The 18,065-nt window shown below is 40.9% G+C and carries 10 protein-coding genes; 1 reads left to right on the forward strand and 9 read right to left on the reverse strand.

The window, feature by feature from the left end; all coding sequences use genetic code 11:
* From WA249_RS03160 to WA249_RS03175, 4 genes are all read right to left on the reverse strand, one after another.
* On the reverse strand, window positions 1-4,590 hold a 4,590-nt coding region (locus WA249_RS03160; RefSeq protein WP_336166457.1), incomplete at its 3' end, for an Ig-like domain-containing protein.
* Between the two features lie 457 nt (window positions 4,591-5,047).
* A complete protein-coding gene (locus tag WA249_RS03165) occupies window positions 5,048-6,550 on the reverse strand; it encodes a cation:proton antiporter (RefSeq protein ID WP_336166458.1) in 1,503 nt (500 codons plus the stop codon).
* Window positions 6,551-6,793: 243 nt separating this feature from the next.
* Window positions 6,794-7,693 (reverse strand): KPN_02809 family neutral zinc metallopeptidase, encoded by a 900-nt coding sequence (gene ypfJ, locus WA249_RS03170; protein WP_336166459.1) that lies wholly within the window; start codon window positions 7,691-7,693, stop codon window positions 6,794-6,796.
* A gap of 29 nt (window positions 7,694-7,722) precedes the next feature.
* Window positions 7,723-8,646: a DUF808 domain-containing protein gene (locus tag WA249_RS03175; protein ID WP_336166460.1), complete on the reverse strand. Its 924-nt coding sequence runs from the start codon at window positions 8,644-8,646 to the stop codon at window positions 7,723-7,725.
* A 206-nt stretch (window positions 8,647-8,852) separates the two neighbouring features.
* On the opposite strand from WA249_RS03175, the gene trpS reads away from it, so the two are divergent.
* On the forward strand, window positions 8,853-9,866 hold the full coding sequence (gene trpS / locus WA249_RS03180) for a tryptophan--tRNA ligase (protein ID WP_016137032.1): 1,014 nt from the start codon (window positions 8,853-8,855) through the stop codon (window positions 9,864-9,866).
* Between the two features lie 410 nt (window positions 9,867-10,276).
* Here the strand turns inward: trpS and sucD are convergent, their stop codons facing one another.
* From sucD to WA249_RS03205, 5 genes are all read right to left on the reverse strand, one after another.
* Window positions 10,277-11,167, reverse strand: a complete 891-nt coding sequence (gene sucD / locus WA249_RS03185; protein WP_003655479.1) for a succinate--CoA ligase subunit alpha — start codon at window positions 11,165-11,167, stop codon at window positions 10,277-10,279.
* A gap of 14 nt (window positions 11,168-11,181) precedes the next feature.
* Complete coding sequence (sucC, locus tag WA249_RS03190; protein ID WP_003655470.1) at window positions 11,182-12,348, reverse strand: ADP-forming succinate--CoA ligase subunit beta; 1,167 nt, start codon at window positions 12,346-12,348, stop codon at window positions 11,182-11,184.
* A gap of 147 nt (window positions 12,349-12,495) precedes the next feature.
* Window positions 12,496-13,929: a dihydrolipoyl dehydrogenase gene (lpdA, locus tag WA249_RS03195; RefSeq protein ID WP_336166461.1), complete on the reverse strand. Its 1,434-nt coding sequence runs from the start codon at window positions 13,927-13,929 to the stop codon at window positions 12,496-12,498.
* 61 nt (window positions 13,930-13,990) lie between these two features.
* Window positions 13,991-15,181 (reverse strand): 2-oxoglutarate dehydrogenase complex dihydrolipoyllysine-residue succinyltransferase, encoded by a 1,191-nt coding sequence (gene odhB / locus WA249_RS03200; RefSeq protein ID WP_133972066.1) that lies wholly within the window; start codon window positions 15,179-15,181, stop codon window positions 13,991-13,993.
* The gene (locus tag WA249_RS03205) at window positions 15,181-18,021 is read right to left on the reverse strand and encodes a 2-oxoglutarate dehydrogenase E1 component (protein WP_336166462.1); all 2,841 of its coding nucleotides are present in this window, start codon (window positions 18,019-18,021) and stop codon (window positions 15,181-15,183) included. Before WA249_RS03205 ends, odhB begins: the two co-directional genes overlap by 1 nt.
* Window positions 18,022-18,065 lie beyond the last annotated feature (44 nt).

The following is an 18,065-nucleotide window of genomic DNA, read 5'->3' on the forward strand; positions in this document are numbered from 1 at the left end:
TGCATTGATTGGATCAATCACCGGTGCAGCTGGCGCTGTGGTATCAACCGTCACTATAACATTTGCCGGGCTGCTGATATGGCCTTGCGCATCCACTGCTTGTGCATGGATGGTGATTGGGCCATCTGCAGTCACAGGAATTGTTGCTGTGATATAGCCATTGCTTAGATCAACCGCATTCACTGTGTGATTCGTGCCGTTAACAGTTACGACAGTACCCAACACTGCATCAGGACCCAACGCCACACGTGCATTAATGCTGCCGTCTGTGCCAAGTTCTGCTGCATTGATGATGCCATCACTGTTTAAGTCATCTGGTACTGTAATCGGACCAAGTAAGTTCGCTGCTGTGGTATCTACAGTCAATACCCCAGTCGTTGTTCCGACATTACCTGCAGGGTCAGTTGCAGTCACGGTCACGTTATGTGGACCATTCGTCAACACCGGAAGTGTATTGTCTGCAAGGGTCCAGGTACCGTTACCATTATTAGTTGCTAGATAGTTCACACCATCTACAGCCACCACCACTTTCGCAGTCGGATCATTCACTGTACCAGTTAATGGCGGTGTACTGTCATTAGTTAATACATCACTCAAAGTAACAGTCGGCGCTGTCGTATCAACCGTCAACACCCCAGTCGTAGTACCCACATTACCTGCAGGGTCTGTTGCAGTCACGGTTACCGTATGTGGACCATCCGTCAACCCTGGAAGCGTATTGTCTGCAAGTGTCCAGGTACCATTACCATTGTTCACTCCTGGATAGTTCACACCATCTACAGTCACCACCACTTTCGCAGTCGGATCGTTCACCGTACCAGTCAATGGCGGTGTGCTGTCATTGGTTAATGTAGTCGTTATAGCCACTGTTGGTGCAACTGCATCTACAATACCTGTACCAGGTAACGATGGGTTGCCTGCAGGGTCAGTCGCTGTTGCTGTCACCGTTTGACCATTGGTCAAGTCACCTGGGTTTGGCACTGTCCATTTACCATCAGGACCTGCAACTACAGTTGTTGTTGTACCATCCGGGAAGGTTACTTTTACAGTTGAACCTGCTTCCGCTATACCTGTAATTGGGTTAGTTGCATTAATCGGGTCAATTAACGGCGCAGTTGGTGCTGTGGTATCAACCGTCAATACACCAGTGCCTGTACCCACATTACCTGCAGGGTCGGTTGCAGTTACAGTTACCGTATGTGGACCGTCTGTCAACGCTGGCAGCGTATTGTCTGCAAGTGTCCAGGTTCCATTACCATTGTTCACTGCTGGATAGTTCACACCATCTACAGTCACCACCACTTTCGCAGCTGGATCATTCACAGTACCAGTTAAAGCTGGAGTACTGTCATTAGTTAATGCGTTATTAAATGCAACAACTGGTGGAGTAATGTCTGCAGAAACGATACCGCTACCTGGCAATGAAGTATTACCAGCTGGGTCTGTTGCGACTGCGGTAACAGTTTGACCATTGGTCAAGTCACCCGGGTTTGGCACGGTCCATTGACCGTTAGGACCTACCACCACAGTTGTTGTTGTACCATCCGGGAAAGTTACTTTTACAGTTGAACCTGCTTCCGCTGTACCTGTCACAGGATCAGTTGCATTAACTGGATTAAGTACTGGTGCATTTGGTGCTGTCGTATCAACCGTCAAGACTCCAGTACCTGTACCCACATTACCAGCAGGGTCTGTAGCTGTCACAGTCACCGTATGTGGACCATCCGTCAACGCTGGAAGCGTATTGTCTGCAAGTGTCCAAGTCCCATTACCATTATTCACCGCTGGATAGTTCACACCATCCACTGTCACCACTACTTTCGCAGTTGGATCATTCACCGTACCAGTTAAAGCTGGAGTACTGTCATTGGTTAATGCGTTATTAAATACAACAACTGGCGGAGTAATGTCTGCAGAAACGATACCGCTACCTGGCAATGAAGTATTACCTGCTGGATCAGTCGCTGTTGCTGTCACCGTTTGACCATTGGTCAAGTCACCTGGGTTTGGCACTGTCCATTGACCATTAGGGCCGACCACCACAGTTGTTGTTGTACCATCCGGGAAAATTACTTTTACAGTTGAACCTGCTTCCGCTGTACCTGTCACAGGATCAGTTGCATTAACTGGATTAAGCACTGGTACATTTGGTGCTGTCGTATCGACTGTCACCACTACATTTGTTGTACCCACATTACCTGCAGGGTCGGTTGCAGTTACAGTCACGGTATGTGGACCATCCGTCAACGCTGGCAGCGTATTATCTGCAAGCGTCCAGGTCCCGTTACCATTATTGGTCGCTGGGTAGTTCACACCATCCACAGTCACCACTACTTTCGCAGTTGGATCGTTCACAGTACCGGCCAATGGCGGTGTGCTGTCATTGGTTAATGTAGTCGTCACAGTGACTGTTGGTGCAACTGCATCTACAATGCCTGTTGAAGGAGTTGATGGATTACCTGCTGGATCTGTTGCCACTGCGGTAACAGTTTGACCATTGGTCAAGTCACCCGGGTTTGGCACTGTCCATTGACCCGTAGGGCCTGCAACTACAGTTGTTGTTGTACCATCAGGGAAGGTTACTTTTACAGTTGAACCTGCTTCCGCTGTACCTGTAATTGGGTTAGTTGCATTGATCGGGTCAATTAACGGCGCAGTTGGTGCTGTGGTATCAACCGTCAATACGCCAGTGCCTGTACTCACATTACCTGCAGGGTCGGTTGCAGTTACAGTTACCGTATGTGGACCATCTGTTAACGCTGGCAGCGTATTGTCTGCAAGTGTCCAAGTACCGTTACCATTGTTCACCGCTGGATAGTTCACACCATCTACAGTCACCACCACTTTCGCAGTTGGATCATTCACCGTACCAGTCAATGGCGGTGTGCTGTCATTGGTTAATGTGTTATTAAACGCAACAACTGGTGGAGTAATGTCTGCAGAAACGATACCGCTACCTGGCAATGAAGTATTACCTGCAGGGTCTGTTGCGACTGCCGTAACAGTTTGACCATTAGTCAAGTCGCCTGGGTTTGGCACGCTCCATTGACCATTAGGGCCGACCACCACAGTTGTTGTTGTACCATCAGGGAAGGTTACTTTTACAGTTGAACCTGCTTCTGCTGTACCTGTCACAGGATCAGTTGCATTAACTGGATTAAGCACTGGTACATTTGGTGCTGTCGTATCAACTGTAACTACTACATTTGTTGTACCCACATTACCAGCGGGGTCTGTCGCTGTCACAGTCACGGTATGTGGACCATCCGTCAACGCTGGAAGCGTATTGTCTGCAAGCGTCCAGGTACCATTACCATTATTGGTCGCTGGATAGTTCACACCATCCACTGTCACCACGACTTTCGCAGTTGAATCATTCACCGTACCAGTTAAAGCTGGAGTACTGTCATTGGTTAATGTAGTCGTCACAGTGACTGTTGGTGCAACTGTATCTACAGTGCCAGTTGAAGGTGTTGATGGATTACCTGCTGGATCTGTCGCTGTTGCTGTCACCGTTTGACCATTGGTCAAGTCACCCGGGTTTGGCACGGTCCATTTACCATCAGGACCTGCAACTACAGTTGTTGTTGTACCATCCGGGAAGGTTACTTTTACAGTTGAACCTGCTTCAGCAGTTCCTGTTATTGGGTCTTTTGCATTAATAGGATCAATAACTGGCGCATTTGGTGCTGTCGTATCGACAGTATAAGTTTTTGACTCAGTAATATTGCTACTGTTACCAGCTGCATCGGTAAAGGTAACTTTTGCATCAATTGTTTTATCTGCATCAGCAACTAAACCGCTACCCGGTACACTTACACTCCATATACCAGCTACTTTATCTACAGTTGCAGTGTAAGTTACTCCATTCACAACTACTGTAACGACGGTATTTGCAGCATCTGCTGGAATATTTTTTAAGCTACCTGTAAGCGTAACATTACCAGCAGCTTCAGTTGAATTAATTACATTATCTGAAGTTATAGGATTAACAGAGAAAGTAACGCCATTTGTATTTGGTGGCGTAGTATCTGCTGGTGTTGAAGAATCCTTATTGCTACTATTATTTGATGCGGCAGCAATAATACCGCCTGCAACTAATGGAATAGCAGCCCATAACCATGGGTTCACACTAGCATCATGATAAAGTAATGGTTGAATTGAAGAAATAGGCTGATAAATAACATCAGACACTAATGCCTGTGGAGCTTCTGCCGGTAGAGCTGCTGGTAAATCTTCACCTAAAAGTGCTTGTGGCTCAACATCACTGTCGGCATCAGCATCTGCATCGGCGTCTGCATCATTTTCAGCATCTTTGAATTTTGCCCAGATTAACTGTCCATTTTCGTCTTGAAAAACAAGGCTGTTATCTTTAGGCTCAGCTGTTCCACTAAAAAAGCCTTCAATAACAATAGTCTCACCGTTTTTAAGGCGAATGACTGCATTGGTTCCCTCCCTATTGACTACCAATACATCACTGGCAGCCACTTTTACCAATACGACTGAAGCTTCTGAAAGTTTTGCAGAAGTTCCCTTGATGGTTGACAAGGTGTCGTGACTATCCTTGGCAATAATTTGTATTTCAGGCATATCTGTATTCCTTTTATATTATTGATTTAAATGATTTTATGTATAATTCTTTTTACTTAATATTTTTAAGTTTTTGACCTACAACTTAAAAACCTTAAGTAATGTGATCATTTTTACATTAACCACTTTAAAATAAAAAAAACAAATACTAAAGTACCTATAGAAAAAATTTTAATTAATACAAATTATATATAAGTCTTCTTTAAGTTTATCTTGTGTTAATTTAATGGAAAATTTCTTTAAATGTTTTATATATAAAACAAATTTCTTATTTAACTCTTGACCATTTGTTGAAATTTCATTTAATTAAAATATTTATATAACAACCATTGATATCTTAATAAAATAAAATATATTATTAATGATATATATAGAAAAAAAAGGCTTTAGGTAATATTTCACTATTACACTAAAACCTAATTTTTAAATATCTTATAAAATTTAAAACTGCAAATATTTAGAAATTATCCGGACTCTCAAATCGTTTTACTTCTTGTAACTTATTTGGGTCATGCATTGTTGCAATTCCATCTTCAGTTTTTTGGTCTACCAGAATATCTGGATTAAAAACGGTAATCGTTTCTCTACCTAGCGCATCCTCTCCAACAATATATTGAAAGCCTCTCCGATTCATCTTATGACACAATCTTTGATATAAACCTTTTAAGCCTTCAGTTTCTTCATTAGGATTATAATAAAAAGCATTCATCACAGCTGGTAGGCCTAGACCACATACGATGCCTGATAACAATACACTAATAAACGTATAACCAATCAGGATACTGCTATATGGACTTAAGGCTGGAATATTGGCAACTGCCAAAATCAATGCAAGTGAAATCCCCCCTCGCACCCCACCCCAAGATAAAATGGTTAAACTACCGTTATAACTTTTCATTTTCCGCATGTTCGGGAAAAAGGCAAAAGCCATGAAGTTGGCTGCAAAACGAGAGATATGTAGAATAAAGAAGGCAACAATACCACCTAAAATCAGGCTAAAGTTTAAATCAAGAATAAATAACTCTAGACCAATTAAAGTAAACAGGAATGAGTTGATAATTCCTTCTACAGTATGCCAAAAATGATTAACTTCTTGAATCTCGCGCTCTTCGCGTATCTCTTTCCATTTGTTTCCAACAATCAAACCACCAATTACACAGGCAATCGGTGCTGATGCATGGGCAAACAAAGCAACCAAATATGCTCCACTCGCAAGCAAAGCTGTGGTTAAAATCAGGGACTCCATTTCATGTTTACCACGTAATAGACGTAACACCCCCACCCCAAATGCCCAACCAATCCCGACAGCAACAACAATTTCATAGAGTAAAGCTTCTAATGTCGCCATCAATGAGAAATGTTCACCCTGTAAAACATTGAGCAAAGTCATAAATAATGCAATACACATTGCATCATTAAATAGTGACTCACCTTCTAGCTTAACAATCAAATGATGCGGTGCACGTATCGAACTAAGTACACCCTTAATACCAATAGGGTCTGTTGCGCCTAAAGCCGCACCTAAAAGTAACAGCACCAAAATTGGCACGTGATATCCAACCAATAGTTGAAACCCGTAGAGCAATCCACCAAATAAAACAGCGCAAATGACCAATGCAATGGTGGCCAAAATACTAATTTGCTTCCAGTAACTTCTTAAATCAGAAATTTTAAATTTAAGGGCTGAAGAAGTTAGAATAAAACAGATGACACCATTAATTAAAAAATCATAAAAATCGATATGGCGTACTGCTTCTTCAATATTATGAATATTAATAGTAATAAACTGATTACCATTTAGTAGGCTTGCGCCCCATTGCAAGATAAAGACAAAAATTGCTGAGACCAGTGGTACACCAATAGCCTGTGGAAAGCCTAAAATGCGCTTATTAAAGATTGTGGTTGCAATTGATAGCGCAAAAACCACTGTGAATGCTTGTAGTAGAAAAAAATTACCCATGAATACCCTTCTTCTGGGTCAACGACCAAATAAGAGAAACTTTGTTAGATCGACCAAACTTAATAAAAAAACTGGCATCAAAAATGCCATAATCATAAAAAACAGAAATTAGGACACAAGTTTAACGAATTGAATGAACAATCTACCACTCTGTTAAATTTCTTAACATTATTTATAGTTATGATCTAAAGAAAAACGGATGAGCTTCTTAAATATGTTTAACAAGACTCATCCTATAAAATCTTAAACTGGATTGTTAAAAGTATCACATTGGTTAATATCGCCAGTTTTTAAACCAACTTGGAACCAGTGCATTCGCTGTTCACTACTACCATGCGTAAAGCTATCTGGAACAACCTGACCAGTAGAGCGCTTCTGTAAATAATCATCTCCAATTTTTTGAGCTGCATCCATCGCCTCTTCAACATCTCCGGATTCTAAAAACTGAGTACGTTGCTGATTATGATTTGCCCATATACCCGCTAAACAGTCAGCTTGTAATTCTTGACGTACGGATAATTGGTTACCTTCTCTTTGACTGGCTTGTGAACGAGCTTGTTGCACTTGAGAAGAAATACCAAGCAAAGTTTGAACGTGGTGACCTACTTCATGCGCAACAACATAGGCTTGGGCAAAATCTCCTGCCTGATCTTGGCGAGAAAGCTCTGTTTTATTTTGCTCACCCGATATACCCATTTGCTCACGCATATCTTTAAAAAATTGGGTATCGATATAAACCTTCTGATCAGCCGGACAATAAAAGGGTCCCATTGCAGATTGAGCTGTACCACAACCTGACTGAATTCTTCCGCTAAATAAAACCAACTTTGGGGGGGTATAGGTTTTGCCTAGCTGTTTAAATATAGGCGTCCACGTATCTTCTGTATCTGCTAATACTGTCCCAACAAAATCTGAGGCTTCTTTTTGCTCAGGTGTTAAACTTTGCGGTGTAGTTGCATTTGACTGCTGTGAAGCAGTAACTTGCTGCGTTGCCTGATAAGCCATTTGTGGATCAACGCCAAAAAATTTCCATGCGACAAATGCTACGACTAAACCAATAATACTAATACCACCAGCTTTAACACCGCCCCCACCTCGACGGTCCTCAACATTGGTACTGACTCTACGATCTCTCCAACGCATAACGTCCCTCTTCTTTTTAAATGACCTGATTAACCAGAAGCTTTTGGCCACATTTTCTGTATTAAACTCATAATTAATAGAACAATTGCACCAGCAATCATTCCAATCGCAAAGTTCATTAATGTTGGTGTTAAAGCACCAATGATATTTCCTACCGCTGGGATAGTCTCAACATGGTCCACTGTATTTTCAGTTAAATGATGTAATAAAGGAATAGTATGATTAATAATCCCTCCCCCTACCAAAAACATTGCAATAGTGCCCACGATCGAAAGTAATTTCATCAAAATAGGTGCAAAAGCTAATAAACCTCGACCTATAGTTTGCTTAAATGAGGCAGTTTGCTTCGTTAAATATAATCCCAAATCATCAATCTTAACAATCATGCCAACTAAGCCATAAACGCCAATTGTCATGACGACTGCAATAATGCTAAGAACACTTACCTTCGTCATTAAAGTCGCTGTAGCCACAGTACCGAGAGTAATCACGACAATTTCGGCAGATAAAATAAAGTCTGTTCGAATGGCTCCTTTTACTTTTTCTTTTTCAAAATTTGCTAAATCTAATCCTTCACTATCAAATTCTGCCTTTGCTTCTTCTGATGTAGAGGGCTTTTTATGCATAATCGTATGAAGAACTTTTTCCACGCCTTCATAACATAAAAATAAACCACCTAGCATCAATAACGGGTTAATCAGCCAAGGCGCTATAACACTAATTAATAATGCTAAAGGTACTAAAATAAGCTTATTAACTAAGGAACCTTTCGCGACTTTCCACACAATAGGTAATTCACGATCTGCTCGCACACCTGTTACCTGTTGCGCATTTAAAGCCAAATCATCACCTAAGACACCGGCAGTTTTCTTTGCTGCCATTTTGCTCATTAAAGCGACATCATCTAAAATTGTTGCAATATCATCTAGTAATAAAAGTAAGCCACTTGCCATTTCTTATCCAAGTTTGTATTTATTTAGCTATTGTAAGATGAAACTTTCTAATTTCTGTAATTTTACTGAATAAATTCACATTATTATTTTAAGAAAGTTTAACCAATTGCTGACGAATTTTTTTTATTTCCCGTACAATAATGCCAATCTTTTATATTACAGGGCTTACTATCCCTGATTAAGCCAATACGATAGTGGAATAAATAATGAGTAATGTTGATCAGCGTCCAATTATTTTGACAGGCGACCGCCCAACCGGACAACTTCATCTTGGGCATTTTGTCGGTTCTTTGCGTTCACGTGTAGGTTTACAGGATAGCCACCATCAACATCTCTTATTAGCAGATGCTCAAGCATTAACAGACAATGCAGATAACCCAGATAAAGTCCGTCGTAATATTTTGGAAGTTGCTCTAGATTATTTAGCTGTAGGTATTGATCCAACAAAAACCACGATTTGCGTACAATCATGCTTGCCAGCACTGAATGAGCTCACCATGCTCTATCTTAACTTTGTGACGGTTGCACGCTTAGAACGTAACCCGACCATTAAGTCTGAGATTCAAATGCGCGGTTTTGAGCGTGACATTCCAGCTGGTTTCCTCTGCTACCCTGTTGCTCAAGCAGCTGACATTACTGCTTTCAAAGCGACTGTGGTTCCAGTGGGTGAAGATCAAATTCCAATGATTGAACAAACCAATGAAATCGTACGTCGAATAAACCGTCAAATTGGCCAAGACCTTTTACCTGAATGTAAAGCTTTGCTTTCAAATATGGCACGTTTACCTGGTTTTGATGGCAAGGCAAAAATGTCTAAATCATTAGGTAATACCATTGTTTTAAATGCTTCTGATAAAGACATCAAAAAAGCTGTAAACGCAATGTATACCGACCCAAATCATCTTCGTATTGAAGATCCAGGTCAGGTGGAAGGAAATATTGTATTTACTTACTTAGATGCATTTGATCCAAATAAAGAAGAAGTTGAAGAACTAAAAGCACATTATCGCCGTGGTGGTCTTGGTGATGGTACTGTTAAGAAACGTCTTGAAGGTGTTTTGAAGGAATTAATCAGCCCTATTCGTGAACGTCGTGAAGAACTTGCTAAAGATCCTGACTACATTATGGATGTTTTACGTCAAGGTACAGATAAGTGTCGTCTTATTACTCAACAAACCTTAGATGAAGTTAAAGATGGTTTAGGATTATTTAAATTCTAATTCTCTTAAAAACTAAAAGCCCTTCGGGGCTTTTTTTATGCTTCTTTAATCCATAGCATTAATTTTTTAGAATTACTAATGTATACGCTGCCATTCACATGCTTTTACCCTATTAACGTGAAGTAACACTTATTAACGCTAATAGCGATGAAGAATTTCTTAACTATCTCTAATATTCATGGTGTAGGTTATATTATATGAACCTCACGACATTTCTCCTTAAACCGAAACTGTTTTTACAGATTCGTTGTTCTACGCAATGATCACCCCAATCATTGCGTATTTTTTTGCTTAAATATTTTGTTTTCTTTAGAAATTTTATTTTTTGATTATTTATTTTTATTTAATAGATAAAAAAAACACCGCATCATTTTCAGATGCGGTGTTTTTTAAGATTCAGGATAAAGCGATTAAGCTAAACCTTTCTCTTTTAAAACTTGCAACATTGTTGAACCAAGCTCAGCTGGGCTACGAGTGTAGGCCATTCCAGCGCGTTCAAACGCAGCGAATTTCTCTTCAGCTGTACCTTGACCACCAGAAATGATCGCGCCAGCGTGACCCATACGCTTACCTTTAGGTGCAGTTACACCAGCAATGTAACCTACTACAGGCTTAGTCACGTTAGATTTGATGAATTCAGCAGCTTCTTCTTCAGCTGTACCACCGATCTCACCGATCATGATGATAGCATCAGTATCTGGGTCGTCTTGGAACAATTGAAGAGCTTCGATTTGGTTCATACCTGGGATTGGGTCACCACCAATACCGATACAAGTAGACTGACCTAAACCAAGCTTAGTTGTTTGAGCAACAGCTTCATAAGTCAATGTACCTGAACGTGAGATGATACCAATACGACCTGGTTGGTGAATGTGACCAGGCATAATACCAATCTTACATTCGCCTGGAGTGATCACACCTGGGCAGTTAGGACCAACTAAACGAGTACCGTTACCGTTAGTTTCTAAGTAGCGTTTTGCTTTAAGCATGTCAATTGTTGGAACACCTTCAGTGATCACAACGATTAGGCCAACACCTGAATCAACCGCTTCAACGATAGAGTCTAAAACGAATGGAGCTGGTACATAAATTACAGATGCATCTGCATTTGTTTCACGTACAGCTTCTTTCATTGTGTTGAATACTGGTAGGTCAAGGTGAGTAGTACCACCTTTACCTGGAGTAACACCACCAACAACTTTTGTACCGTAGTCTAAAGCTTGTGCAGAGTGGAAAGTACCGTTTTTACCAGTAAAACCTTGTACCAATACTTTAGTGTCTTTATTAATTAATACGCTCATGATTGATACTCCCCTTACGCTTTAACTGCAGCTACAACTTTTTCTGCGGCATCAGACAAGCCGTTCGCAGAAATTAATTTCAAACCAGATTCGTCAAGTAATTTAGCACCTAACTCAGCGTTGTTACCTTCTAAACGAACAACAACTGGAACAGTTACGTTTACTTCTTGAACCGCTGCAATAATCGCTTCAGCAATCATGTCACAACGTACGATACCACCAAAGATGTTAATTAAAACACCTTGTACAGATGTATCAGCAAGGATGATTTTGAACGCTTCGATTACGCGCTCTTTAGTCGCACCGCCACCAACGTCAAGGAAGTTTGCAGGCTGACCACCATAAAGTTTAATGATGTCCATAGTTGCCATTGCAAGACCAGCACCGTTAACCATACAACCGATGTTACCTTCTAAAGCAACATAGTTAAGATCAAATTCAGATGCTTTTAATTCACGCTCATTCTCTTGAGATTTGTCACGTAAAGCAGCAACTTTAGGTAAACGGTAAAGCGCGTTAGAGTCGATACCAACTTTTGCATCTACACATAAAATATCGCCATTTTCACGAACTGAAAGTGGGTTAATTTCGAATAATGCAAAGTCATTTTCTACAAATGCTTGGTAAGCAGCAGCCATAATTTTAACAAATTGGCTGATTTGCTTGTCTTTCAAACCTAAAGCAAACGCAACTTCACGCGCTTGGAATGGTTGTAAGCCAACTAATGGATCAACTTCAACTTTGATAATTTTTTCTGGAGTTTCTTCTGCAACTTTCTCGATTTCTACACCACCTTCTGTAGAAGCCATGAAAGTAATACGACGGCTAGAACGGTCTACAACCGCGCCCAAGTAAAGCTCACGCTCAACTGGGTATACGTCTTCAGCAACAATGATGCTGTTTACTGGTTGACCATTTGCATCAGTTTGATACGTTACAAGACGAGTACCAATAATGTTATTTGCAAACTCGATAACATCTTCTTTAGATTTTGCAACTTTAACGCCACCAGCCTTACCGCGACCACCAGCATGAACTTGCGCTTTCATTACCGCGAATTTACCACCAAGCTGTTCGAATGCAGCAACTGCTTCGTCTGCATTGGTTGCCAAGATACCTTCTTGTACCGGCATACCATATTCTTTCAATAACGCTTTAGCTTGATACTCATGTAAGTTCATTTAGTTACCTACTTAACTTTGTTTGTTGTCTTCAATTTGCGCAACATTCTCATGTTGTATATGCAAATTGCTGTCTACCTCTATCACCTTGATGTTTTTTTAATCACACCATCAAATGTGAAAAAGAGCGGAGAACCGCTCTTTATTTTATTTACGCTTACGTTGAATCGCGTGAATTGCACGACCATCTACAGCAAGTGCAGCTTCATGAACAACTTCAGAGAATGTTGGATGACCAAATGTCATTAACTGAAGATCTTCAACAGAAGATACAAATTCAAGTGCGATCATACCTTGGTGTACGATATCAGATGCAGCAGGTCCAATAACATGCATACCTAATAAACGGTCAGTTTTTGCATCAGCAACAAACTTAACGAAACCAGCACCTTCACCCGCTGCTAAAGCACGACCATTTACAGCAAAACCGAATTGACCAGTTTTAACTTCATGACCTTTTTCTTTAGCTTGTTCTTCAGTTAAACCAACCCATGCCGCTTCCGGATGCGTATAGATAACAGAAATGATTGTGTCATAGTTCACTTGAGCTGCATGACCGTGGATACGCTCAACAGCCATTACACCTTCTTCCATTGCTTTATGAGCAAGCATTGGACCGCGAACCAAGTCACCAATTGCATATACACCTTCTACAGAAGTTGCACAGAAATCATTTACTTCAACTAGACCACGTTCAGTCAATTTAATGCCTGAATCATCTGCCAACAAACCTTCTGCATAAGCTTTACGGCCTACACAAACGATTAATTTGTCAAAAGTCTGAGTTTTTTCTTCGCCACCTTGAGTGTATTTAACAGTCACTTCGCGACCATTAACTTCAGTACCAGCAACTTTAGCGCCAATACGAATATCAAGACCTTGCTTAGTTAAAAGTTTTTGGTAGTCTTTTGCCAAAGCTTTATCAGCCATTGGTAAAAATGCATCCATTGCTTCAAATACAACAACTTCAGCACCAAGACGACGCCAAACAGAACCAAGTTCTAAACCGATTACACCAGCACCAATAACACCTAAACGTTTAGGTACTTCTGGGAAGTTTAATGCGCCAGTTGAATCAACAATAATATCTTGATCTACAGGAGCTACTGGAATATTTACAGGTACAGAACCAGACGCAAGAATCACGTATTTAGGTTCTAAAACTTGAGTCTCACCTTCGTGTGAAACAAACTCAACTTTTTTACCAGCAAGTAATTTACCAGTACCTTTTAACCACTCAATACCATTGCCTTTAAGCAATTGATCGATACCACCAGTTAATTGGTCAACAATTTTGTCTTTACGAGCAAGAAGCTTAGCAAGATCAAAATTCACTTCACCTGTAGTAATACCGTGATCAGCTAAGTGATGCACTGTATCTTCATAACGATGTGAAGAGTCAAGTAATGCTTTAGAAGGGATACAACCTACGTTTAAGCATGTACCACCTAAAGATGGCTTACCGTTGTGAATACGTTTTTCGATACAAGCGACTTTAAAACCTAGTTGAGCAGCACGAATTGCAGCTTCATAACCACCAGGACCACCGCCAATAACAACAAGATCAAATTGTTGAGACATTGTTTATCTCCATGGTCCGAGATAGAGGATCACTCTATCTCGGTAATATTATTCGAAGAAATTAAAGATCAAGGATGAGTTTAGCTGGTTCTTCTAACAATTCTTTGATTGCTACCAAGAAACCTACTGCTTCTTTACCATCGATCATACGGTGGTCATAAGAAAGCGCTAAATACATCATTGGCAAGATTTCAACTTGACCATTTACAGCCATAGGACGCTCTTGGATTTTGTGCATACCCAAGATACCAGTTTGCGGCTGATTCAAAATTGGAGTTGAAAGTAATGAACCGAAAGTACCACCGTTAGTAATAGTGAAAGTACCACCAGTCATTTCTTCGATAGATAATTTACCATCGCGCGCTTTAGCAGCATAAGCACCAATACCTGCTTCAACTTCTGCATAGCTCATACGATCAGTATCACGTAATACTGGAACAACAAGACCACGATCAGAAGATACTGCAACACCGATATCATAGTAACCATGATAAACAATATCATCGCCATCAATTGAAGCATTTACCGCAGGATAGCGCTTAAGTGCTTCAGTTACAGCTTTAACAAAGAATGACATGAAGCCTAAACGAGCACCATGGCGTTTTTCAAACGCATCTTTATATTGCTTACGCAATTCCATGATTGGCTTCATGTTAACTTCGTTAAATGTAGTTAACATTGCAGTTTCTTGAGTTGCAGAAAGAAGACGCTCAGCTACACGCTTACGTAAACGAGTCATTGGAACGCGTTTTTCGATACGCTCACCAACAGCTACGCTTAACGGAGTAACGTTAGCAGCTGGTTTAGCTTGATGATTAGTCACATCTTCTTTAGTGATACGACCACCACGACCAGTACCTTGTACGTCAGCAGCAGCAATGCCAGTTTCAGACAAAGCTTTACGAACTGCAGGAGCTTGACCAGATACAGCTTCAGTGCGCTCAACAACAGGAGCTGCACCAGCTTGAGTTTGAGCAACTGCTTGCTCTACTGCAGGAGCAGCAGCTGCACCAGCACCAGCTTCAAACTGAGCAATCACTTCGTCAGAAAGAACTGTATCGCCTTCACCTTTAATGATTGCAACTAAGCTACCATCTGCAGGAGCAACCACTTCTAAAACAACTTTGTCGGTTTCAATATCACAGATTACTTCATCACGTGATACAGGTTCACCCACCTTTTTATGCCAAGTTGCGATGGTTCCATCTGCAACAGACTCTGGGAATACCGGTGCTTTAATTTCGGTTGCCATTATTGAGAATCTCCTGATTGTTCAGCTTCGATTGCCAATGCATCATTAATTAGCTGAGCTTGTTGTTTTGCATGCAAGTACGGTGAGCCACAAGCTGGTGCAGCAGAAGCTTCACGACCTGCAAAACTGATACGGATTTGTTTGCCAGATTTTAAGATATCGTCGTATAAACGCGGTGCGATAAATAACCAAGCGCCTTGGTTCTTCGGCTCTTCTTGTGTCCAAACAAGTTCTTTCACGTTTGGATATGCAGCCAAGATTTCTGCAAGACGTTGTTCTGGGTATGGATATAACTGTTCAATACGTACGATTGCGACGTTAGTTAAGTTTTGTTCACGACGTTTTTCGAGTAAGTCGTAATAAACTTTACCACCACAAAGTACAAGACGAGTTACATCAGACTTGTTAATTTGATCAACTTCATCAATTACAGTTTGGAATGAACCATTTGCAAGCTCATCTAAAGTTGAGGTTGCAAGTTTATGACGAAGTAAAGATTTCGGTGACATTACAATCAATGGCTTACGAATTGGGCGTACAGCTTGACGACGTAATGCATGGAAAATCTGTGCAGGTGTCGTTGGAGTGATCACTTGCATGTTATCTTCAGCACATAACTGTAAGAAACGTTCTAAACGAGCTGATGAGTGCTCTGGACCTTGACCTTCGAAACCGTGTGGTAACAACATTGTTAAACCACAAACTCGTTCCCACTTAGTCTCGCCAGAAGCAATAAACTGGTCAATTACAACCTGAGCACAGTTTACGAAGTCACCAAATTGCGCTTCCCAAATAATTAAGCTCTTAGGAATTGTAGTTGCATAACCATATTCAAATGCAAGAACAGCTTCTTCAGATAATAAAGAGTCGTAAATCGCAAAACGAGGCTGGTTTTCTTTGACATTGCAAAGTGGAATATACGTTGAACCATCTACCTGATTATGCAATTTTGCATGACGGTGTGAGAATGTACCACGCCCAACGTCTTCACCAGTAATACGAACAAGGTAATCTTCATCGATCAAGGTTGCGTAAGCTAAAGTTTCAGCAGCACCCCAGTTCAATGCAATTTCACCAGTTTGCATTTTCACACGATCTTCAATTACTTTTTGCACTTGACGCTGCATAACAAATCCTTCCGGAAGTTTGCTCATGCCTTCGCCTAATTCTTTTAAGCGATTTAAGTCAAATGAAGTATCCCAATCGTCTGTATAGTCATGGCCCAAATAAGGTGTCCAATCAACAAACATTTTTGTATTTGGTTCAAGCACCAAAGCGTTTGCCACATGGTTTCCGGCTTCTAAATCTGCACGGTAATCTTCAACCATTTGGTCTGCTTCAGCACGATCAATTACTTTTTGTTGAACAAGCTGATCTGAATAGAGTGTACGAGTTGTTGCTTTTTTAGCAATCACTTGATACATCAATGGTTGTGTACCAGACGGCTCATCTGCTTCGTTATGACCACGACGACGGTAACAGAACAAGTCAAGTACAACGTCTTTACGGAATTCATGACGGAAATCATGTGCTAATTGAGTAGCAAAGATTACTGCTTCAGGATCATCGCCATTCACATGGAAGATTGGCGTCTGAATCATTTTTGCAACGTCAGTACAATATTCAGTAGAGCGCGCATCACGTGGATCAGAAGTTGTAAAACCAACTTGGTTGTTCACGATAATGTGTACAGTACCACCAACCGTATAGCCACGAGTTTGTGACATCTGGAAGGTTTCCATGTTCACACCTTGACCTGCAAATGCAGCGTCACCATGAACAATGACTGGTAATACATCATCACCGCCGATGTCTCTACGACGCACTTGACGTGCACGTACAGAACCTTCAACTACAGGACCAACGATTTCCAAGTGAGATGGGTTAAATGCTAATGCCAAGTGAACTTCGCCACCAGGAGTCATTACATTACTTGAGAAACCTTGATGGTATTTAACGTCGCCAGAACCTTTCTTATGAATAGCTTTACCTTCAAACTCGCCAAACAAGTCTGCAGGGTTTTTACCCATAATATTAACAAGAAGGTTTAAACGGCCACGGTGTGGCATACCAATAACAACTTCTTTACAACCAACAGCACCAGCACGTTGAATGATTTCATTCACCATAGGAATAAAAGATTCACCACCTTCTACACCAAAGCGTTTCGCACCAACGTATTTATTACCTAGGAATTTTTCAAGCCCTTCTGCAGCGGTTAAACGCTCCAAGAACCCTTTCTTTTGATCATTTGTAAAATTAAGCTGACCACGAACACTTTCAAGACGTTGTTGAATCCAACGCTTTTCTTTTGTGTCCACGATATGCATATATTCAACACCGATTGAACCACAATAGATTGCTTCCATTGCTTCAATCATTTCAGCAAGCGTTGCTTCACTTTTGCCAATCTCAAGATTGCCTGTGTTGAATACTGTGTCTAAATCTGATTTGGTTAAACCATGTTCTGAAAGATCTAAATCAGGAATATCTTCACGCTTAGCAAGACCTAATGGATCTAACTTAGCTTTTTGATGTCCGCGATTACGATAAGCAGCAATAAGTTGTAAAACGCCAATTTGACGACGTTCATGCTCAGTACTTACCTTACTTTGTACAACAGGTTGAACACGATTAGCATTACGTCCTAGTAATAGGAATTGCTCACGCACAGCGCCGTGTGGTTGGTCACCCTTTGGATATTTATCGAAATATTGGCGCCAGTCCTCAGCTACAGAGGTTGGGGAAGACAGGTACTGCTCGTAAAGTTCTTCAATATACGCTGCACTATCAGCGGAAAGTTCAGTGTCAAGACGCAATGCGTCAGCAACTTCTTGCATTTGTGGACCCATTTCCTATTGCAAAAAATATTACAGGCTGCCTT

It is taken from the genome of Acinetobacter sp. 161(2023) (assembly GCF_037027805.1).
GTDB lineage: Bacteria > Pseudomonadota > Gammaproteobacteria > Pseudomonadales > Moraxellaceae > Acinetobacter.